Source organism: Spirosoma areae (assembly GCF_054781775.1).
This window is the reverse complement of sequence record NZ_BAAGTT010000036.1, coordinates 43338-61168: the sequence shown is the minus strand read 5'-3', so window position 1 is coordinate 61168 and position 17831 is coordinate 43338. Positions and strand designations below refer to the sequence as shown.

At 52.1% G+C, this 17831-nt stretch carries 14 protein-coding genes; 3 read left to right on the top strand and 11 right to left on the bottom strand.

Annotation, left to right across the window (positions count from 1 at the left end):
• Positions 1-117: 117 nt before the first annotated feature.
• Genes ACYVI1_RS21130 through ACYVI1_RS21120 form a run of 3 tightly spaced genes read right to left on the bottom strand, consistent with a single transcriptional unit; the run spans position 118 to position 4928 of the window.
• Positions 118-1557, bottom strand: coding sequence for an MOP flippase family protein (locus ACYVI1_RS21130; protein ID WP_460912787.1), 1440 nt, complete (start codon positions 1555-1557; stop codon positions 118-120).
• Between the two features lie 45 nt (positions 1558-1602).
• Positions 1603-3927: a T9SS type A sorting domain-containing protein gene (locus ACYVI1_RS21125; protein ID WP_460912785.1), complete on the bottom strand. Its 2325-nt coding sequence runs from the start codon at positions 3925-3927 to the stop codon at positions 1603-1605.
• Between the two features lie 26 nt (positions 3928-3953).
• Complete coding sequence (locus ACYVI1_RS21120; protein ID WP_460912784.1) at positions 3954-4928, bottom strand: gliding motility-associated C-terminal domain-containing protein; 975 nt, start codon at positions 4926-4928, stop codon at positions 3954-3956.
• 173 nt (positions 4929-5101) lie between these two features.
• On the opposite strand from ACYVI1_RS21120, the gene ACYVI1_RS21115 reads away from it, so the two are divergent.
• The 3 genes from ACYVI1_RS21115 to ACYVI1_RS21105 all read left to right on the top strand — a co-directional run bounded on the left by ACYVI1_RS21115 (position 5102) and on the right by ACYVI1_RS21105 (position 8510).
• The gene (locus ACYVI1_RS21115; RefSeq protein ID WP_460912783.1) at positions 5102-5872 is read left to right on the top strand and encodes a 4'-phosphopantetheinyl transferase family protein; all 771 of its coding nucleotides are present in this window, start codon (positions 5102-5104) and stop codon (positions 5870-5872) included.
• Positions 5873-5909: 37 nt separating this feature from the next.
• Positions 5910-6851 carry a hypothetical protein gene (locus ACYVI1_RS21110; protein WP_460912782.1) on the top strand — a complete coding sequence of 314 codons (942 nt, stop codon included), beginning with the start codon at positions 5910-5912 and terminating at the stop codon, positions 6849-6851.
• A 231-nt stretch (positions 6852-7082) separates the two neighbouring features.
• Complete coding sequence (locus ACYVI1_RS21105) at positions 7083-8510, top strand: hypothetical protein (protein WP_460912781.1); 1428 nt, start codon at positions 7083-7085, stop codon at positions 8508-8510.
• Between the two features lies 1 nt (position 8511).
• Here the strand turns inward: ACYVI1_RS21105 and ACYVI1_RS21100 are convergent, their stop codons facing one another.
• The 8 genes from ACYVI1_RS21100 to ACYVI1_RS21065 all read right to left on the bottom strand — a co-directional run bounded on the left by ACYVI1_RS21100 (position 8512) and on the right by ACYVI1_RS21065 (position 17797).
• A complete protein-coding gene (locus ACYVI1_RS21100) occupies positions 8512-9726 on the bottom strand; it encodes a glycosyltransferase (protein WP_460912780.1) in 1215 nt (404 codons plus the stop codon).
• A gap of 79 nt (positions 9727-9805) precedes the next feature.
• Positions 9806-10663 (bottom strand): glycosyltransferase family 2 protein, encoded by an 858-nt coding sequence (locus ACYVI1_RS21095; protein WP_460912779.1) that lies wholly within the window; start codon positions 10661-10663, stop codon positions 9806-9808.
• Between the two features lie 127 nt (positions 10664-10790).
• A complete protein-coding gene (locus ACYVI1_RS21090; protein WP_460912778.1) occupies positions 10791-11930 on the bottom strand; it encodes a glycosyltransferase family 4 protein in 1140 nt (379 codons plus the stop codon).
• Positions 11931-12022: 92 nt separating this feature from the next.
• Positions 12023-13507 (bottom strand): O-antigen ligase family protein, encoded by a 1485-nt coding sequence (locus ACYVI1_RS21085; protein WP_460912776.1) that lies wholly within the window; start codon positions 13505-13507, stop codon positions 12023-12025.
• A gap of 124 nt (positions 13508-13631) precedes the next feature.
• Positions 13632-14861 carry a glycosyltransferase family 2 protein gene (locus tag ACYVI1_RS21080; RefSeq protein ID WP_460912775.1) on the bottom strand — a complete coding sequence of 410 codons (1230 nt, stop codon included), beginning with the start codon at positions 14859-14861 and terminating at the stop codon, positions 13632-13634.
• A gap of 21 nt (positions 14862-14882) precedes the next feature.
• Positions 14883-15821 (bottom strand): glycosyltransferase family 2 protein, encoded by a 939-nt coding sequence (locus ACYVI1_RS21075; RefSeq protein ID WP_460912774.1) that lies wholly within the window; start codon positions 15819-15821, stop codon positions 14883-14885.
• A complete protein-coding gene (locus ACYVI1_RS21070; protein WP_460912773.1) occupies positions 15800-16945 on the bottom strand; it encodes a sugar transferase in 1146 nt (381 codons plus the stop codon). Before ACYVI1_RS21070 ends, ACYVI1_RS21075 begins: the two co-directional genes overlap by 22 nt.
• A gap of 336 nt (positions 16946-17281) precedes the next feature.
• Positions 17282-17797: a response regulator transcription factor gene (locus ACYVI1_RS21065; RefSeq protein WP_460912771.1), complete on the bottom strand. Its 516-nt coding sequence runs from the start codon at positions 17795-17797 to the stop codon at positions 17282-17284.
• Between the last annotated feature and the right edge of the window lie 34 nt (positions 17798-17831).

Here is a 17831-nt window from a genome sequence, read left to right as displayed (position 1 = left end):
GATTACGTACATCTGGTCGCTTACGGGGAGGATGATGCGCTGCTTCATCAAGCCCACCCACAAATGACTAACTGGTTCAGGCCACTCGTTGGCTGGCTTTACGGCATTGTCGTGCGGTCAGCTAAGCGCCTGTCGATAGGCCTTTAATTCGGAGAAGGAGAGCTTGTAAACTAAGGTCAGGATGCCATACGCTGCGCCCCCAATCCCGATTTCGATGAGTGTGTTTATCAGGCTGGAAGGGCCTGCCACGGATTTATACAGGCTAATCACCCCGACCATAACAAGGCAGAAGGCAATCGGCTTAACAATATTTTTCAGAAAATCCAGGACAAAATCGCCAATCAGGTAGTGCACAATGGCGAAGTTCGCGATCATGTTGAGCAGGGTTGTAATCAGGAAAGCCACCGCAATACCGGTAATGCCCCAGGTTGTCCCGAACACATACACTAAGGGTATTTTCACGATCAACGTACCCAGGTTAAGGTAGAACAGCAGATTTGGTTTGCCCTTCGTGAAGGCCACCGTGAACAGCGGGTGGCTTAGGCAGAGGAAAATACCCACAAACACAAAGATTCGGATCAAGTCGGTGGTTTGTTCCCAACCCGGTCCGTAAATCAACGGCACAACGCCATCGGCCGTGATGAATAATCCGGCTAAGAGCGGCAGGTTGCAGTAGCTGATGAAATCCAGAATTTTCAGGTAGGATTTTTTCAAATCAGCCGTACTCTCTTTCATTTTGGCCAGAATTGGATAGGCCACCTGCAAAATAATTGGGTTGAGCTTCGTAATTGGAAAAATAGATAGCTGATAGGCAATGGTGTAATAGCCCAGCATCTTAACGCCCAGCAGACCACCCAGGAAAATATTATCGGAGTTGGATTGAATAAAACCCAGAAACCCGTCGCCCATATTGAAAAGCCCAAACCGAAGGTGGTCTTTAATATTACGAAGGTTAAACACCAAAGCCGGGAAGAAGAACCGCAGACCAAAGGCAATTTGTAAAGTCGTTTTTACGGCTTGCATCACTAAGGAGCCAATAATGAGTGACAGTTCGTGGTAGCCCTTGAAGGCCAGCGTCACGGTAACCGCCGAGCCAGTCACCGTCCCGATAATATCAAGGATGGCGACCGACTTGAAGCGCAGTTCTTTCTCGAGCAGAAAAAAGTAAAGCTGACCGAAATAAGCAATTAGAAAATAATAGGACGACAAATGGAGTACCCGCTCCAGCTTTGGCTCGTGATAGAACGAAACAATGTAGGGGGCGGTCAGGTAAATGAGCACGAAGATGATAAACCCGACCAGCAGATTCAGATAATACAGCGTCGACAGCACATTCCGGTCGCTCTCCTGCTTATAAATAATCGAATTGGAGAAGCCAAGATTGGCAAAAACCTGAAAAAACGCGATAATCAGGTTGCTGATGCTGACAATGCCAAAATCATCGGGAGCCAGTATCCGGGCCAGAACAGCCACCTGAACAAACTGAAACAGGGTTGAAGTAACGGTGGAAATGGTGATCCATTTTACGCCGTTCATGGCCTTTTTTGTATTACTCATTTGCGAACGTCACTGGCTTCCGGTCCGATTAGGTAGTGCCTACCCTTACCGCGCCCTGATTATTTTTTTTATTGCTTTGGTTGTGCCCTGCCGAACGTCCAGAAAATAGACTCCGTTCGGTAGCGTACTCAAATCGATAGGCTCTCTCAACTCCCGGCGCAACTTGGTAAAGCTCATGTGCTTATACCGTCGGCCTGAGTTTCCGTAGATTGTTACCTCTACGGCATCCGTTGCTCCATTTTCCAGCATTAATTCCACGTAATCGGCTGCCGGATTCGGATAGACCTGCAAGGTGCTCAAATCAGGGTTTACGTCAGCCAGTTTCCCGGACTTAGGTACGATAAACACCGGTGTTTCGCTTACGTTTACGGAAATGGCGCCCGTTTCGCTGACCTGCAGCCGCCGGGCCATTTCGTTTTGGCCTGCCGTTGGGGTGCATACCTGAATCGTATCCCCTTTAGGCACCGGCAGCGAATAGGTACTCGTTCGCCCCCGCTCATCCGGAATAACCAGCATGTAAGACGAGCGGCCATCCAGTTCGTAACGGTCTACCAGCGGGTCTTTGCTGATTGTTTCTTTATACTGATAATCACCCAGCAGGTTCATCGTCTGGTACAGGTAGTCGGCGGCTGGTTTGCGGGTCTTCTGCTGATTGAGTAAACCCATCGAACTGAACTGGGTTGGGTTCAGGACGTTATCGTCGTAGGCCTGGAAGAAAAACACCCGGTCGATGCCCACCCGGTTGTAGAGTAATGCCGTTCGCAGAATCCAGTCGGCCTGGGTATCCAGCACACTTTTGCTGCCAATGGGCATCGCCCGAAACGGACTGCCCTGATTAACGTCATACCCCGCTTCGGTAACCCAGACCGGCATTCCCTGCACATACTGGCGCGATAGTTTCACCAGGTCGGCAGCCTGCTGGCCCACGCCGGCCAGTTCGGGAGCGGCTCCCCGGCTGGCTCCCCCATTCTGCGACGTTTTGGCGTCGTTGGCGTACAGATGCTGGTTGATAACGTCCCAGCAAAGATTAACGGACCCATCAGCCCGGTAGCCCCGAAACTCTTTGCACCAGTCGATCATCGCCCGTAAATAATCGGTCGTTGAGGTCGACAGGCCACCCATGACGACCATCACCGACGGGTCCGCATTTTTTACTCCAATGCCTGATCCGAGGGTATTTTTGTGCCCATCGTAGAACGCCGACAGGTTGGCCGCGTACTCCCGCGCCGACTGGTAGCCATTGCGGCCTTTCCAGAACTTGTCGGGTTCATTGTTGCACTCGATGTAGCGAATCAGCCCCAGCCCGATTTTAACCGTGTTGACGCCCGCCCAGGTCACAACCGGACTCACGCTCAGCAGCGCCGGGTCAATTTTTTTGTTGAAACCATAGCGGGCGATGTACTGGAAGCCGACCCGTGCGTGCTCCACATAAGATGCCGGGGCGGAGAGGTCACTGCCGAACCGGGCCGGAACGTTACTATAATCGCGCCCGTTGGCCGGGTAAGTATTTTCCATCCACTTCGGCAGCGTTTGCAGGCAGGCCAGCACCTCGACACCTTCGGCTTTAAGCCGTTCGTACATGCCATCGTAGGTCCAGCTGCCGCTAAACGTCGGGCTGTAGGTATAGCTGCCCTGCTCGGCTTCGAGTTTGTCCCAGTCCATATAATGACGCATGGACGAAAAGCTTTTCAGGGCATTGATGCGGCTGTCTTCTACCTGCCGCAGGGGCGAAGGCGCATCCGGGTCCTCAGCATCCCATTCAAACCCGTTGATGCCTACTGTATGACGAAGGGGAAAGCGCTGCAATGGGGCCAGCTCCGGCTCCCGACCGGCCTGATGGGCTCCGTAAAGTTCAAGTTCGGTGGGGTACGACCCGGATGTATTCAGGACTAAATAGCGGGCGTTGGTAATGGGCGATTTGAGCGCAAATTCATCCGGCTGATCGGGGTTTGGTCCCACCCAGGACTGGTATTTGGTGCCAACGAACCGGGCAATGGGGATGCGCTCCCAGGTATCGGTAATGATCGAGAGCGTTACGGGGGCGTCGGTATTGGTGCCTGCGCCATCGTAAAGCCGGATGCGCTCAATGCTCATCTTTTCGCCCGCCAGCAGCGGATAATAGGCGTCGAAATTCAGGAGAATTTTACCCCAGCCCGTGTTGATGCTTTCGCTGGTGTTGCCATCGAAAAGCCCGTCGAGGCCGGAGTCGACATGATTTACCTGATACCAGCGTTTCGGGTCGATGGGTATTTTGACGGCTCCGTCGAGGGGGGCTATGGCCGACGTAAATAACTGACTGTATTTGTGGTTTCTGGCGAAAAGCAGCACAGAAATCGACACAATGGTTAAGGTGAGGAAGATTTTTTTCATTTTATTTATGGGTCGGTAATTCACAATCAACGCAGTAGGAGAACCTGCCCTGTCCGAACGAAACTACGTTCGGCCCCGCCTGGATTGGCCCCGCCCGAATTTGTTGAGCGGTAGGTAATTTGCCAGGAATAGGGACCCACCGGACAGGGATTGCCCTCGTAGGTGCCGTCCCATTTCCGGGTTAGGTCGCTGCTGCTGAAAATTACGCTGCCCCACCGGTTATAAACGGTCAGACTGTAGGCCGTAACCTTTGGAACAAGAAACGTCAGGTCATCATTTTTACCATCGTTATTGGGTGTGAACGCATCCGGCACATACACCTGCTCAGCTCCGCACGCATCGCACTGTTTAACCTGAAAATCGTCGATGACCAAATCATTTCCGCAGCCATAATCCCCCTGATTGTTCACTACTTTTATAACAACCTCATCGGTTGCTGCCGGGGCGGCAAAGCCAATTGACAACCGGCGCCAGGCTGGGCTTTCAGTCTGGGCAATTGGCCCAAGATCAGTCGATTGCAGGAGAACACCCTCTTTTGTTTCAATGAGTATCGACAACTTTGGGACGAGCGGGTTGAGGCAGGTATGGGTTCTGAGTAAATTCAGCACCCATACCGACACTTCGTAGGCCGTTCCCCGGCATAAACCCGCCAAAGAATGCTGATAAATAGGGCCGGCTTTGTTGGTGCCGTTAACAATCATCATATTGCCCTGCGTATCGGCAGGGGTATGATCCTGAACAACTCCATACCAGGTAGCATTAAAACAGCGGCCGTCTACGCTTTCGGTAAGGGAATACTGACCATCGCCAGGGCACGACTGCGCTTCAAACGTGTACGGAGTCAGCCCCTCAACAGAAACACGGTTGGCAGCCGTGCCAAACGTTTGATTGACAATGATCTCGCCCGAGGTTTCAGGGCAACCCTGGGCACATGTCGGCTGATACCCAAAAGCCGCAAAACAGGCAAGCCATTTAATCGCCATCTGTAACGTAGAAGGCAACAGGTTTTTAGATATGGTAAATTTATGGGTCACGGATTTACTGCTTGATCCTTAAGACGGTAACATTAGGCTTTGGTCACAATTTTTTTTGTGGACATCCCTGATAATCAGGCCATTGTGCTTAGTTTCATGGTATTTTACGTGTATGAATTTTAACTATATCAGGACTGAAAATGCCAACCGTTTCGGTTTATGCAATTGCTGATCAGGATCTGCTGTGGCACCCGTTGTCGGCTTGCTCCTACAATGACGCGCTGGCGGTGTTTCGCTTTCGGTTGCCCAACCGATCGTCCGGTGTGGAATGGCAAACGCTCCTGCCGTCTGACGAACGAAGACGCGCCCAGCGATTCCATCGGGAAGAGGACCGCCGTCGGTTTCTCTACACCCGAAGCGTGTTACGCCTGCTATTGGGAAACTACCTGAACCAATTGCCGGAGACGATTCAGTTGACAACTGGTTTGACCAAGAAACCGCAACTCGCCGATTCGACCGCCTGGCAATTTAATGTAGCCCATTCGGGCCAGTGGAGTTTGATTGCCATCGGAAAAGAATCAGTGGGAATCGACGTTGAAAAAATAGTCGCTGATTTCTCGTTTCAGGATATGATTCCCAGCACGTTTAGCCGACAGGAGCAGAGCCAGATCGAAATCACTGCCGACAGGCTGCGTCGCGATGCCCGGCAGCTTTTTTATCAGTTCTGGACCCGGAAAGAAGCGCTTATTAAGGCGACGGCCAAAGGCCTTGATGATGATTTATCCCGCATTCCGGCCCTTGAGGGCGTCCATCAGGTTGATCGGGCTTTACTGGGCGATAATTCGGATTGGGTGGTTCGTAGTTTTGCACTTGCCGATGACTACCCGGCTTCTGTGGCCTACAGGTCAGTAGCTTCTTATCCGACCTTTTACACAATTAAAAGTGGCTTGTTTGGCCATGATGAGTCCTAATGACCGACACTAACGGTTAGCCTATATGCAGCGATTCATGCTGAAATTTCTTTACGCCGTAGCTGCGCTGAAGTATCCCGGAATCCGGCGCGATCTGCGCTACTTCATCCGGGACAACTACTACGCCCGGCTGAACCAGATTCGGTTTATTCCGCAGGATTATTTTGCCAAACGAAAGTACAAAGTCATTGATTATCACGGCGAGTTTGACCAGGAATTGCGCTACGTACTGCCGTTTGCCTATTGGCATCATTTGAATGGAACCCTAAAACAAACCATCTCCTGCACAAATACGAAGGAGTTTTATTTCTTTAGCGAGCAGCACAGCGAACAGTACGAAAAACGCGTATGGCAGGCTGGATACGGCTACTACGATGTGCCGAACATGACGCATAGCCCAACCTTCAGTTTCGCGAAGTGGGCGCAGGTGCCGTTCAAAACGCATTACCGGAATGCGCTGTTTGTATTCGACAAACCCATCCTGCTGATTGCCAACAAATACAACATCGAATGGGATAAACCCCCCATTAATTTTCTGGATTTGGCGGCTCTGGACCGAATTGTGTCTACCTATAAAGCGAACTACCAGATTATTTACAACCGCCCATTGTCGGGTCAGATTGTGCTGGACAACAGCGAGATAATGGACCTGGGTGAACACGAATGGCTGCGAAAAAACCACCCTGAAGTTATCCTGATGCATGATTTGTACGAACAGCATCGGGGGGCGGTCAATAATTTTAACCACCTCCAACTGATGGTATATGCCAATTGTGACCGGTTTATTTCCATGCACGGAGGCACTGCAGCTTTAGCCAGCTACTTCGGCGGTATCAACATCGTGCTGTCGCATCCGGGCGGAGGCATGGAGCACCATTTCAACGAATACGAAACCATTTTCCCGGCCCTGTCGGGCGCCCGTATTCTCCACGCCAAAAATAGAGACGAGGTTTTTCTGTATTTGACAGACCATTATTGACTTTTAAGGGACTGTCTAAATTTCGTAAAAACAGGCTCGGTCTTACCCCCAACCCCCTGAAGGGGGCTTATTTCCACGTCGGACAAAGCCCCCTTCAGGGGGTTGGGGGTAAAACCGAGCCAACAGAAATCTACTTTTTTAACAATCTCCAAGAGACTGTCTACCTGAATTCGTTGTTTAGGAAACCCGGTTACGGGTCTGTTTTTGTGGTTTTTTACATCCGTTATGAACATGAAATTCATTGCTGTGGCCCTCCTAAGCGCGGGCATGGCCACGGCCCAGTCGCCGACTGCGCCCGTAAAAACGGCTGATACATTAATGGTTGCGGCCGAACAAACGCCGAAAAAACCGGTGCCGACTCCCGAAAAAAATGAACTGAAATACAACCTGAATGAATCGGGCACCCACTTTTTCAAAATGACCCTGCTCAACCAGACGTGGCTGCGGCTCAATCAAAGCAATCCGGGCACGACCGTTATTGGCGAACCAAAAGACCAGACGTTCGACATCGGCCTGCGCCGGACCCGGATTCAGCTTTATGGCCAAATCAATGACCGGACGATGCTGTATGTGCAGTTCGGGATGAACAATTTCAACTTCCTGAATGGCTTTCCAGCCTACAATACCACCGGCACGCCCAGTAACCGGAAAATCGCGGCTTTTTTTCACGATGCCGTTGGGGAATACTCGGTTTATAAGGAAAAGGATTACCTCAAAATTGGCGCCGGGCTGACGATTGTGAACGGCCTGTCGCGGTTTAGTCAGCCAGGTGTCAGTTCGATCATGACCATGGATGTGCCGGTGTTTGCTCAGGCTACCGTTGACCAGACCGATGAATTTTCCCGCAAACTGACGCTCTACGCCCGTGGGCAGGTGGGCCGCATCGACTACCGGCTGGGCGTGAGCGACCCCTTCCCGATTGCCACCAACGGGACCGCTCCACCCGCTATGTCAACCAACGCTAATTTCGCCCAGAAAGGCCATACCAAACAGTTCGAAGGGCTATTGCTGTACCAGTTTTTCGATAAAGAATCGCACATAACGCCCGGCTACCTGACCGGAACGTATCTGGGCAAGAAGAAAATCTGGAATCTTGAAGGTGGGTTTATTACCCAGAAAAACGCTATGTGGCGGAAAGAGGCCACCGATACCGTTTATCAGAACCTGAATCTGTGGTCGCTGGCGACATTTGTGGATCTGCCACTCAACCGCGCCACTGGCTCGGCCATCAGCGCTTATGTGGGCTACTTCAATTTAGACTATGGCACCAGCTACCTCCGCTACAATGGGATTATGAACCCCGCCAGCGGCACCAGCCTGCCGATTGCGGGTGCAACGGGAACGCAGGGGAATGCCTTCCCGATGTTCGGGACGGGCAAGGTCGTTTATACGCAGCTTGGTTATCTGTTCGCGCAGGATTTGCTGGGCAGTAATGGTACCCTGATGCCTTATGCGTCAGCTCAAATTGCCGATTATCAGCGCGTTACCAAACCGATGGGCGTTTATGCGCTTGGCCTGAACTGGCTAATCAAAGGACATAATGCCAAACTGACACTCGATTATCAGAACCGGCCCTACTACCAGGGAACGACCAGCGGCCAACTCAGCCCACAGGGTCGCCGGGGTGCGCTAACCCTCCAGTATCAGGTGTTTATATAAATTATTTACCTATGACAGGTTCCGGCGACCAGGCTGCCGGAACCTGCCGAATGACGGCTTCAAACTCTTCGGCACGGGTTGACCAGGCATTATTTTTAGCCATTTCAATGCGCTCCTCAACCCGTTGCGGACTCGTATCGGCTAAGGCCCGCCGAAGAGCCAGGGCAAATTGCTCCGGGCTGTCAGCCAGTTCGACTACACCGGCAAAATCGTCGAGGATGGAAAAGGGGGTTGACACGACGGGGAGGCCAGCCGCCAGGTACTCATTGATTTTCAGGGGATAAATTGTGTAGGTATGGGCATTGCACACAAACGGAATCATGGCCGCACGCATCTGTGCCAGTAGGGGAGGGAGTTGGGCGGGTTGATGCGGGGGGGTGAAAATTACGTTTGGGTAAGCGGATAATCGCTGCCTGAGGGCGTCTTCATGCACCTCACCGACAAATTGAAAATCGACATCGGGCATTGTCCGGACGCAGTGTTCGACCAGGTCGATGTTGACCCGGTTATCCGCCGTGCCCAGGTACCCCACCACGGGTTTTATGGGTGGCTGCTGCCGGGCCAATTGATGCGCCTGGTTGAACAATTCGAAATTAACCCCATTTTTGACGCAGTAGGCGTTTGGCTGCAACACCGACTTCGACCGGCGCAGGGTTTCGGAGGTGGTCACAACGGCATCGACGCGTTGAAGGTACGCCGGCTCATAGCGGCTCCCGTGCCGGTTCATCCAACTGATAATCGTTATCTCATCGAAGCAGTAATAAATGGTCGCGCATTCGTTTAGCTGGTGCAGCATGGGAAGCCCAAACACTGGGTTGAGCCCGTTAACAATCAGGGGGCGGGTCATGTTCAACTGCCGCATCACCGGGCGAAGGCTCTTCACTAACCGCTTCACATTCTGCCGAACGAGTACATCATGAGGTTTGGGCGACATCCAGTTCACGGGCAGCATGAGGGGGGGCGTCCAGACATGCACCGCATTGCCGTTGGCGAACGTCTTTTTGGTGAGCGGGTTTTTCAGCCGAATCACTTCCCGAATGGGCATAGCCTGCCGCCCGGCAACGCCCATAGCCCAGTCTTTCAGCGTATATTGGTAATCCACATAGAGCACCCGGTGCCGGGCCGATAGTTCCGTCATTAGCTGCACCACTGCTTTCTGAAAATCACCCTCCCAGGTTGTCTGACCGAGACAGATTATACTATCGAACTGTTGCATGCAGCGGTTAATTGACTAATCAGTTGGTCAGTGGCTGACGCAAACGCAGTGCACTTGCATCAGCCATTGACCAACTGATTTAATTTTTTGATGATTTTGTATCGTGCGGAGGGTGTGGCGTTAGGTAGGAGAAGGCCCGCCCAAACTCCTTACGAACCCGTATGTTTAATCCCTGCCAAAGGTTGCCATCCTGTAGCAATGTTCGGGGGCCTGTCCAGACGCGGGCCGAGCGGGTTTTCATTTGCACCACCCGGCCGTATTTCATCATATCGAAACACAGCCGCCCATCTTCTCCCCGAATGTTGTTGGTCATGTAGCCAGCTTTCAAACCGGCTTCGCGCAGGTAGCCCATGCTGATGCCATACGCATTCAGATACGGTCGCTTGAGATGGCGAACTTCAACAATCATATCTTTCAACGCTTCATGTACGTACAACTGCCAGCGCGGGATTGCCGGAGGGGCAATAAATGAGTACCGGCCATACACACAAACGACGCCAGGTTGCCGGAGTTTGGCCAGCATCTCGTCGAGCCAGTGAGGTGGGTATAAACAATCGGCATCGGCCAGTAGGATATACGTACCTCTGGCCATTTCCTGTCCCATCTGCCGGGCCGGGCCACATCCCTGAACGGGCTGAAAAAACCGCCTGATGTGCAGTTTCTCCATGGTTTCCTGAGTTCGGTCGGTTGAGTTATTGTTAACTGCTACAATTTCGAGCGGAACGGTCGTGTTCAGGGCGGAAAGCGTACTGATGGTACGTAGAATATTGATCTCTTCATTATATGCAATGACCATAATCGAAACCAGCGGTTTGTCGCTCGTCAGTTTGTCTAAACGACCATTTATGTCATCGAACACGGATTGTGGCACCTGGTCGACAGAGACAAACGGGTATTCATACTGGCTAATCCATGCTGGGTTGGAAAAAACGCTCATTGGCAGCTATTGATTGAACTGGTCAAACATGTAATTCTCAGCCCAAATTAAATAGAATTTTCGGTGGTAAATGCAGCATCCCGAATTGATTAAACAGGCGAATAGAGAAACGTCCGGCTAAAAATAGTTACGACCTGGGCAACTTTAATGAATCGGCGTAGACATCGAGTAATTTAGCGGCTGTTGCTTCCCACGAAAATAACGCGGCCCGTTCGAGTCCTCTTTGCCGCAGGTCGGCGCGCAGGGCCGGTTGGTTTATGAGTCGGTCAAGTTCCATAGCCATGTCTTCGGCCGATGTAGGGTCTACCAGCAGAGCCGCATCGCCCGCTACCTCGGGCATGGAGGAGGTCGAGGCTGTCAGAACAGGAACACCACACGCCATCGCTTCCAGAATGGGCAGGCCGAAACTCTCGCGCAGGGAGGGGCACAGAAAAATCGTGGCGGCATTGTAAACCAGCGGCAGAACCGGGTTTGGAATATAACCGCACAGCACAATATCGCTGGTTAGCGACTGCCCACCAATTTCGGTCAGTAACTCAGCAAGCGAAGCCGAAGGCAGATTCGAGATAACTACCGGAAGCGACAGTTGACCCCGCTGCTTCAACAGCAGCATAGCTTTCAGAACACCCTTCACGTTTTTCTTTGGGTCGGTATTCCCCAGAAAAAAAATAAACTCGTCGGGTAAGCCATACTGCGCCCGCACACGGGCAATCGGCTCGGGGTCATCCACCATCCTGAACTGCCTGCTGACGGCGTTCCAAATCGTTACGACCCGCTCCGGGTCCAGATGCAGGTGGTCGATGATGCGTTGCCGCTCAAAGTCCGACACGGTAATGATTCGTTCGCAGTCGGCAACAATACGGGGCACGTTCCAGCGCCGGTATTGATTACCCAGCCGCTGATACCAGCTACCGGCCCGCAGGGGCTGATTTTCCAGAAAAATAATGTCGTGCAGCGTCAACACTACCGGTACCGGGCAGCGGAGCGGGGCCGTATTGGCCGTACAGTGCAGCAAATCAAGGCCATGTTGGCCAACCGCTTTCGGCAGGGCATATTGTTCCCAAATGGGGTAGGGGCCGCCGGGTAACTCGACAAGTTCAACATTGGGGGAGTTGGGCAGACCCGCGCGGTCGGTATCGGGTTTTACGAAAACGACAAACTCGTGCTTTGGATACCTGGCCAATGCCCGAATGGTCTCCAGCGCCACGATGTCCATGCCGTGCTTATGAGGCCGCAGTAGCCGTTGCGCTTCAATGCCAATTCTCATGAGTACTCGGTATCGGTTTATGGTTAAGATAGTGCTGATCAAGTCATTGGCTTAGTCATAAGACGTATAGCCAATCGCTTGGTAATCAACACCTAATAGCCCTGCACCACCGACAATTTTTTGCGGACGGTTTCAACTGCCGACAGGGCGGGCGTATCCCACCGTTCGCAGGTGGTGAACAGAAAGGAGTTGATAAACAGCAGTGTGCTGGTTGGAAACTGGCCCAATATGGGATTGGTGTAACTCACCACGCAAATGCCCGCGAATTCAGCCAGCAGCACAATCATCATCCTGCTGAGCCAGGGGTCGTTCAACCGCCAGACTTTAATCGTGCCGATGAGGATGAAGCCTGCCAGCATGAGCAGATAAATTGTCAGTCCAACAATGCCGGTTTCAATCCAGATTTGAACATACCAGCTATCGGTGGGAATCTGGGAAGCAAAATGGTTCGGGGAAAAGCGTTGCCCGGCTCCCGACGACGTCCCAATTCCCGCACCAAAGGGCCTGTCTTTCAGGAAGTTCTGTAGTTTTTGCTGATTTTCCAGTCGAACCACAAACGAAGCATCCTGGGTGGGACGCAGCGCCGAACGAATCCGCCAGATTTGGTAGTTGGAGTCGCCGATGTGGGTAAACAGCAGTAGGGCCATTACGGGCGCGGCTACCAAAAAACCCCGCATAATATGAGCCGGATTCCGTTTCAGACCGAAATAAGCAGCGATACCGGCCACAATGACAAACAGGGCGCCCCGGGTTCCCGAAATAGCAAATCCCCAGAAAAAAACAACGGCCAGAAACCCAAAAAGAATTCGGTGTGGCCACGATTTGAGTTCAAAGAACAAAATGAGGCTAATGAGCGTCACCCCTGCCATTTCAGAACCAAACTGACCGGCATCGGAGTAAAACGAGAAACTGCGTAGCTGCCCCCACAGGATATGCTGCTTCTCGGCCCCTTCGGCCAGCCACCGGAGTTCCGCCGGTTCCAGGCTGATGTACTGCTGTTTAAAGCCCCACAGTGCCGCCAGAAACGACCAGACAAGCCATGTGCCACAGAGCAGTCGGATATCCTTTTTGGTGATTGGATTGACCGACACAATGATGGCGATGAAAAACCAGCTTAGCGAAAACGAACGGGCATGGTAAAACCAGGCGGGGGGGTAGGGGTGTTCGGGATTGAAATACTCCAGAATGGTGAACGAAAGCCAGGTAATCAACAGCCAGAAGCCTGGTTGGCGAAGCCGCTTCCAGTCCATTCGTTTGCCATTCAGCAAGGTGCTCAGCAGGCTAAGCACCAGAATTCCATCAAGCCCCGTCCCAACGGGTAGCTCGGCCTGAAGAAAGCGGGTAAAGCCAATCATGAAACTCAGGTGAACGTACATCAGCAGCCCGATTCTGGGCTCTAACAGGATGCTGATAACCAGAATTATTCCTACAGGTACGCCCAGGGTCAGCAGGGCACCCATCGTTCCCCAGGTGCCAATCACCCAGCCCGCCAGCAAAGCCACCAGCACCCCCACCACGCTGAGAAACCAGGGTTTGTTGCGCCATTCATCGGCCAGAAAGAGAGTACGGTCAGACATGACTGTTGAACTAGAGTAGGTTTGATTCTGTCGATTCGCTTGATTCTGTGGTTCCTAAACTGCCGATTGACCAGGCAATCGAATCAGGATAATCGCAAAGAATCACTATTCAGCCTGAAGCCCATCAGGCGGCCCGGCGGGACTTCTCCCATACGCCCGACAGGTTTCCGGTACAGAAACGGGCGAATCCGGCCAGTACGCACCAGTTCATAAAGACAAAATAAAATGGAACAAATGTCAGCTTAAAGCGGGTTTGCCGATTTTCGAGCACGTACCCGAGGCTGGCCATGCCATAAAAAGCCAGTTGACCCACCAGCATACTCCACCAGAACGGGGCGGTCAGAAAATCCGTTGCCTGCCCATAGGGCTGAGTAAGCAGGATACCATTCAGCACAAAAAGCAGCGGCAGACAGAAGGGCGTAACGGCCCAGCGCAGCACCCGGTGCGAAACGTACTGAAAACTCAGCCAGCCGTACCGGAAAATATTGAGGAGATACCCCAGCCGGTTAATGGCCTGAAACCCACCCGTCGCAATTCTGACTTTGCGTTTGCGCTCTTCGGCCACCGAGTGCGACGGGCGTTCGAGGGCGTAGGCATCGGGGGCATAGTCGACCCGGTAGCCGCGCCCGGCAATGCGGAGCGAAATAATGAAGTCGTCCAGCAGCGTGTCGGCTTCTACGGTTTCGTAGAGGGCGGTGCGGATGGCAAACAATTCGCCGGCAGCCCCCACGATGGTATGAAGTTGAGCATCTAATTTTTTTAGAAAGGACTCGTACTGCCAGTATAGCCCTTCGCCACTGCCTGCTGCCGCTTCCTGCCCGTCGACCTGAATTCGCTTTTCGCCCGTAACGGCCCCCACCGTGTCAACCTCGAAGCGTTTAACGATCCGGCTCACGGCCTCCGCATTGAGTTGGGTGTTGGCATCGGTGAAAATGGTAATCGGCGTAAGTACCTGCTGCATGGCGCGGTTCATGGCGGCAATTTTCCCCAGTCGCTGCGTGCCGGAAATAACGGTCAGATTCGGAACGGTTTGTTGTTGCTGCGCTAAGTAGTCGGCTGAGCCATCGGTCGACCCCTCAATAACGAACAGCAGATGCAGATGCCGGGCGGGGTAATCCTGAGCTAAGCAGTTTTGTAATTTTTGGGGCAGATACTCGCGCTCGTTGTAGGCGGGCACAATTATGGTAACATCGGGTGTTGCGGCCAGGCCAACCCGACCCGCCGGGGCGACTTGCCGACGTTGCTGAAACGTTACCAAAAGCCAGGCTACAAGGCCATAGCCGATGTAGGTGTAGAAAACCAGGAAGGCCAGCAGAAAAAACGCCCAGCCAGCAAACGAGTAGAAAAGAGCCATGATATGAGCTTGGTTGACCAGCTATACGGGGGATATGCTGGCTGAGGTAAAATTCCAGAATGTTCCCCGAATGAATGCTTTCGCATGGGTTAACTGACCGGTAATCAGGTAGGAAACGGTGTGTTTAGGGAAAACAAACACGGCAAAAAACAGGTAGAAGAGCATTCGCTGCACCCGCGAGCAATGCCGTCGCATGAACAAAATTCGATTGCGGGTCAGGTAGTAGGTTCGCAGCGGGCTATGCTGGCCAACCGATGCCGATTCCTTATGCAGAATGGTGGCCGCAGGTTGGTAGTAAATTAAAAACCCGGCGTTGCGTATCCGCTGCGACCAGTCGAGTTCTTCGTAATACAGAAAAAAGCGTTCGGCAAACCGGCCTACTTTCTCCACAACCTGCCGGCTAACCATCATGGCGCAGCCGTGGGCGAAATACGTCGTATGGGGCTCATCGAAGCGGCCATCGTCTACCTGATTGTACCCAATGGCCGTTGCCGTGCCGGTATATAAATTAATGGGGTTATAGCCCGCATACTGAACCAGATGCGGAGCGTCGAAAAACCTGATTTTTGGACAGGTAACACCAATCTGCTGGTTTTCGGCAAAGGGCTTCAGCAGTTCGTCGAGCAACCCCGGCGATAATTCCGTATCGTTGTTGACGATGAAAAAGAAGTCGCCCCGGGCCGCTTCTATTCCCAGATTGTTGCCGCCGGTAAAACCTAAATTCGTGTCGCTCCGCAGAAGCCGCAGCGCCGGGTAGGCCACTGGATCGATAGCGCTGCACAGCGGCTGAGCCGATGCATTATCGACCACAATAATTTCGTAGTTCGGATAGGTTAGCCGGGTTGACGATTCCAGAAACTGGCGGGTGAGTTCGGCCTGATTATAATTGATGGTGATAATCGACACGAGCGGATAGGCGTCCGACGGGTTCTGGTCCGCTACACGTTCTCTTTCTGCCATAAGCTGAAAATTGTTCGCCAGATAATTTGTAGATCTGTCTTGAACGAGAAACTGGTGGAGTATTCGATGTCGAGGAGTGTCCGCTCCCGATCCGACATGGGGCCCTGGCCTTTCGCGCGCTTTTTCACCTGCCACAACCCGGTTAAACCGGCTGGGCCGGCGAAGCGTTTCACAAACTCATCCGACGTAAGTTTTTCGGCTTCGTAGAGTGGGAGGGGGCGGTTGCCCACCAGCGACATGTCGCCCAGCAGAATATTATACAACTGGGGAAGTTCGTCAAGGCTGCTATTTCGTAGAAACGTGCCCAGCCGGGTAATCCGTGGGTCGTTTCGGAACTTCATGAACTTGGCCGACTTCCCACTTTCCTCGAGATAAACTTTTTCGCAAATAGGCCGATTCTGATCGATGAGCAGCCGTTGGCAGGACGTTCCCTGCTGCCGACAGACGCTGCACAGGTGTTCTGCCGGTTTCGCCGGAACAGCTCCTGTTGCTTCCTGCGCGTAAATGTTCTGGTCGGCGAGCTGATTCAGCAGTTGGTCGGCTTCAACGCTCATGGTGCGAAATTTATACATGTCGAACACATGAAAATTAGCCCCCGCCCGCTTTGACTTATAGAGTATTGGTCCTTTTGAGTCCAGCCGGATAAGCAGTGCCGTAATCAGTAAAACCGGCGACGTCAGAACCAATACCGAACTAGATACCACAACATCAAGCAGGCGTTTCCACCAGGGCAACCTGAAGTGATGCGTGGTTGCCAACGGATTTGTTTCGCCAAATGCCCGGACGCGGGTGTTCAGGTTGAGGTAATACCCAATTTTCGATTGAAGGCTGTGATTCGTCTCATTAATAATCAGCACATCGGTTACGCCACCCGCTAACGACTCCTGTAGGGCCTGCGTTTCGCCAAAGCGACAGGTAACCAGAAGCGGCACCAACCGATAATCCACTTTTTGGCGTACCATAAGGACGGCAGCAGGCGCACTGTTTTTGTCGACAACAATTAAATCTACTTTCTGACCATCTGTCAGCCATTTTTCAGCATCCTTCTCCTCCCTGAATCGCACGACTGAGCAGTTTGTGCTCACCATAGTAGCCAAGCGATTAGCGACCAGGTCGTCTCCCATAATTAACAGGATACAAAACGAGGGCATCCGCTTGTCCAACGCTGGAAGTAGAGACGGGTTGTGCGATATAGCTGGATGATTCAGTGTCAACTTTAGTTGATGATTAAGGAATACAATTCGTGTAACTTTTCTGTGATATAGTAACAATCCTTCCTGAAATGATTCAGGCAAAAAAGACCTAATCCTAAAAAAGTACAATTAGTGGGTAGATTTTTTGTTGTCAGATTGAGCGAATCGAAACTTTAGTGGAGATGTCCTGATTAGCGTGCTGGCGCTTCGATAATAAATCGGCTATCGTTGACGAACTAAGTCGACAATATGTTGCCGTTAATCCGTTTAAACTTGTCCACTTTGTGAGAGCGGATAGTTTCCCAGAAGCATCGATAACAGACGGGATTTTTGCGACCAGAATGGTTTGGTTTCCGGCTGGAATCGCGCGGGGAATGGACGGCTTTGAGGCTGTTCAACTGGCGAATCGGCCCGCCGGAGCAACGCCTGTAGTTTGGCTTTAACCTCAAGAGGATTGAACGGTTTTGCCAAAAAATCATCGACTCCCTGCTCTAAACAGGCAATTCGGGTAGCGCTGTCGGGTGCATTGGACAGGACAACGATGGGCGTTTGTGCATTCAACCGACTCATCCGAATCAGTTTTGTTAGCTCAAGCCCACTGAAAAATGACAAGTCTAATTCAGTAAGTATGCATGTAAAGCGACTCCCCTGAATCAATAAACGGGCTGCTTCCTGACCTGAGTTTGCTACGGTAATTATAAAATCTTTACTGAGCGTCTGTACAAGAATATCAACCACATATGGATTTTCATCCACGATTAACAGGCTGTGTTTTTTATTCATAATAGCCAAGTTTAATACTATTTATGGGTTAGAT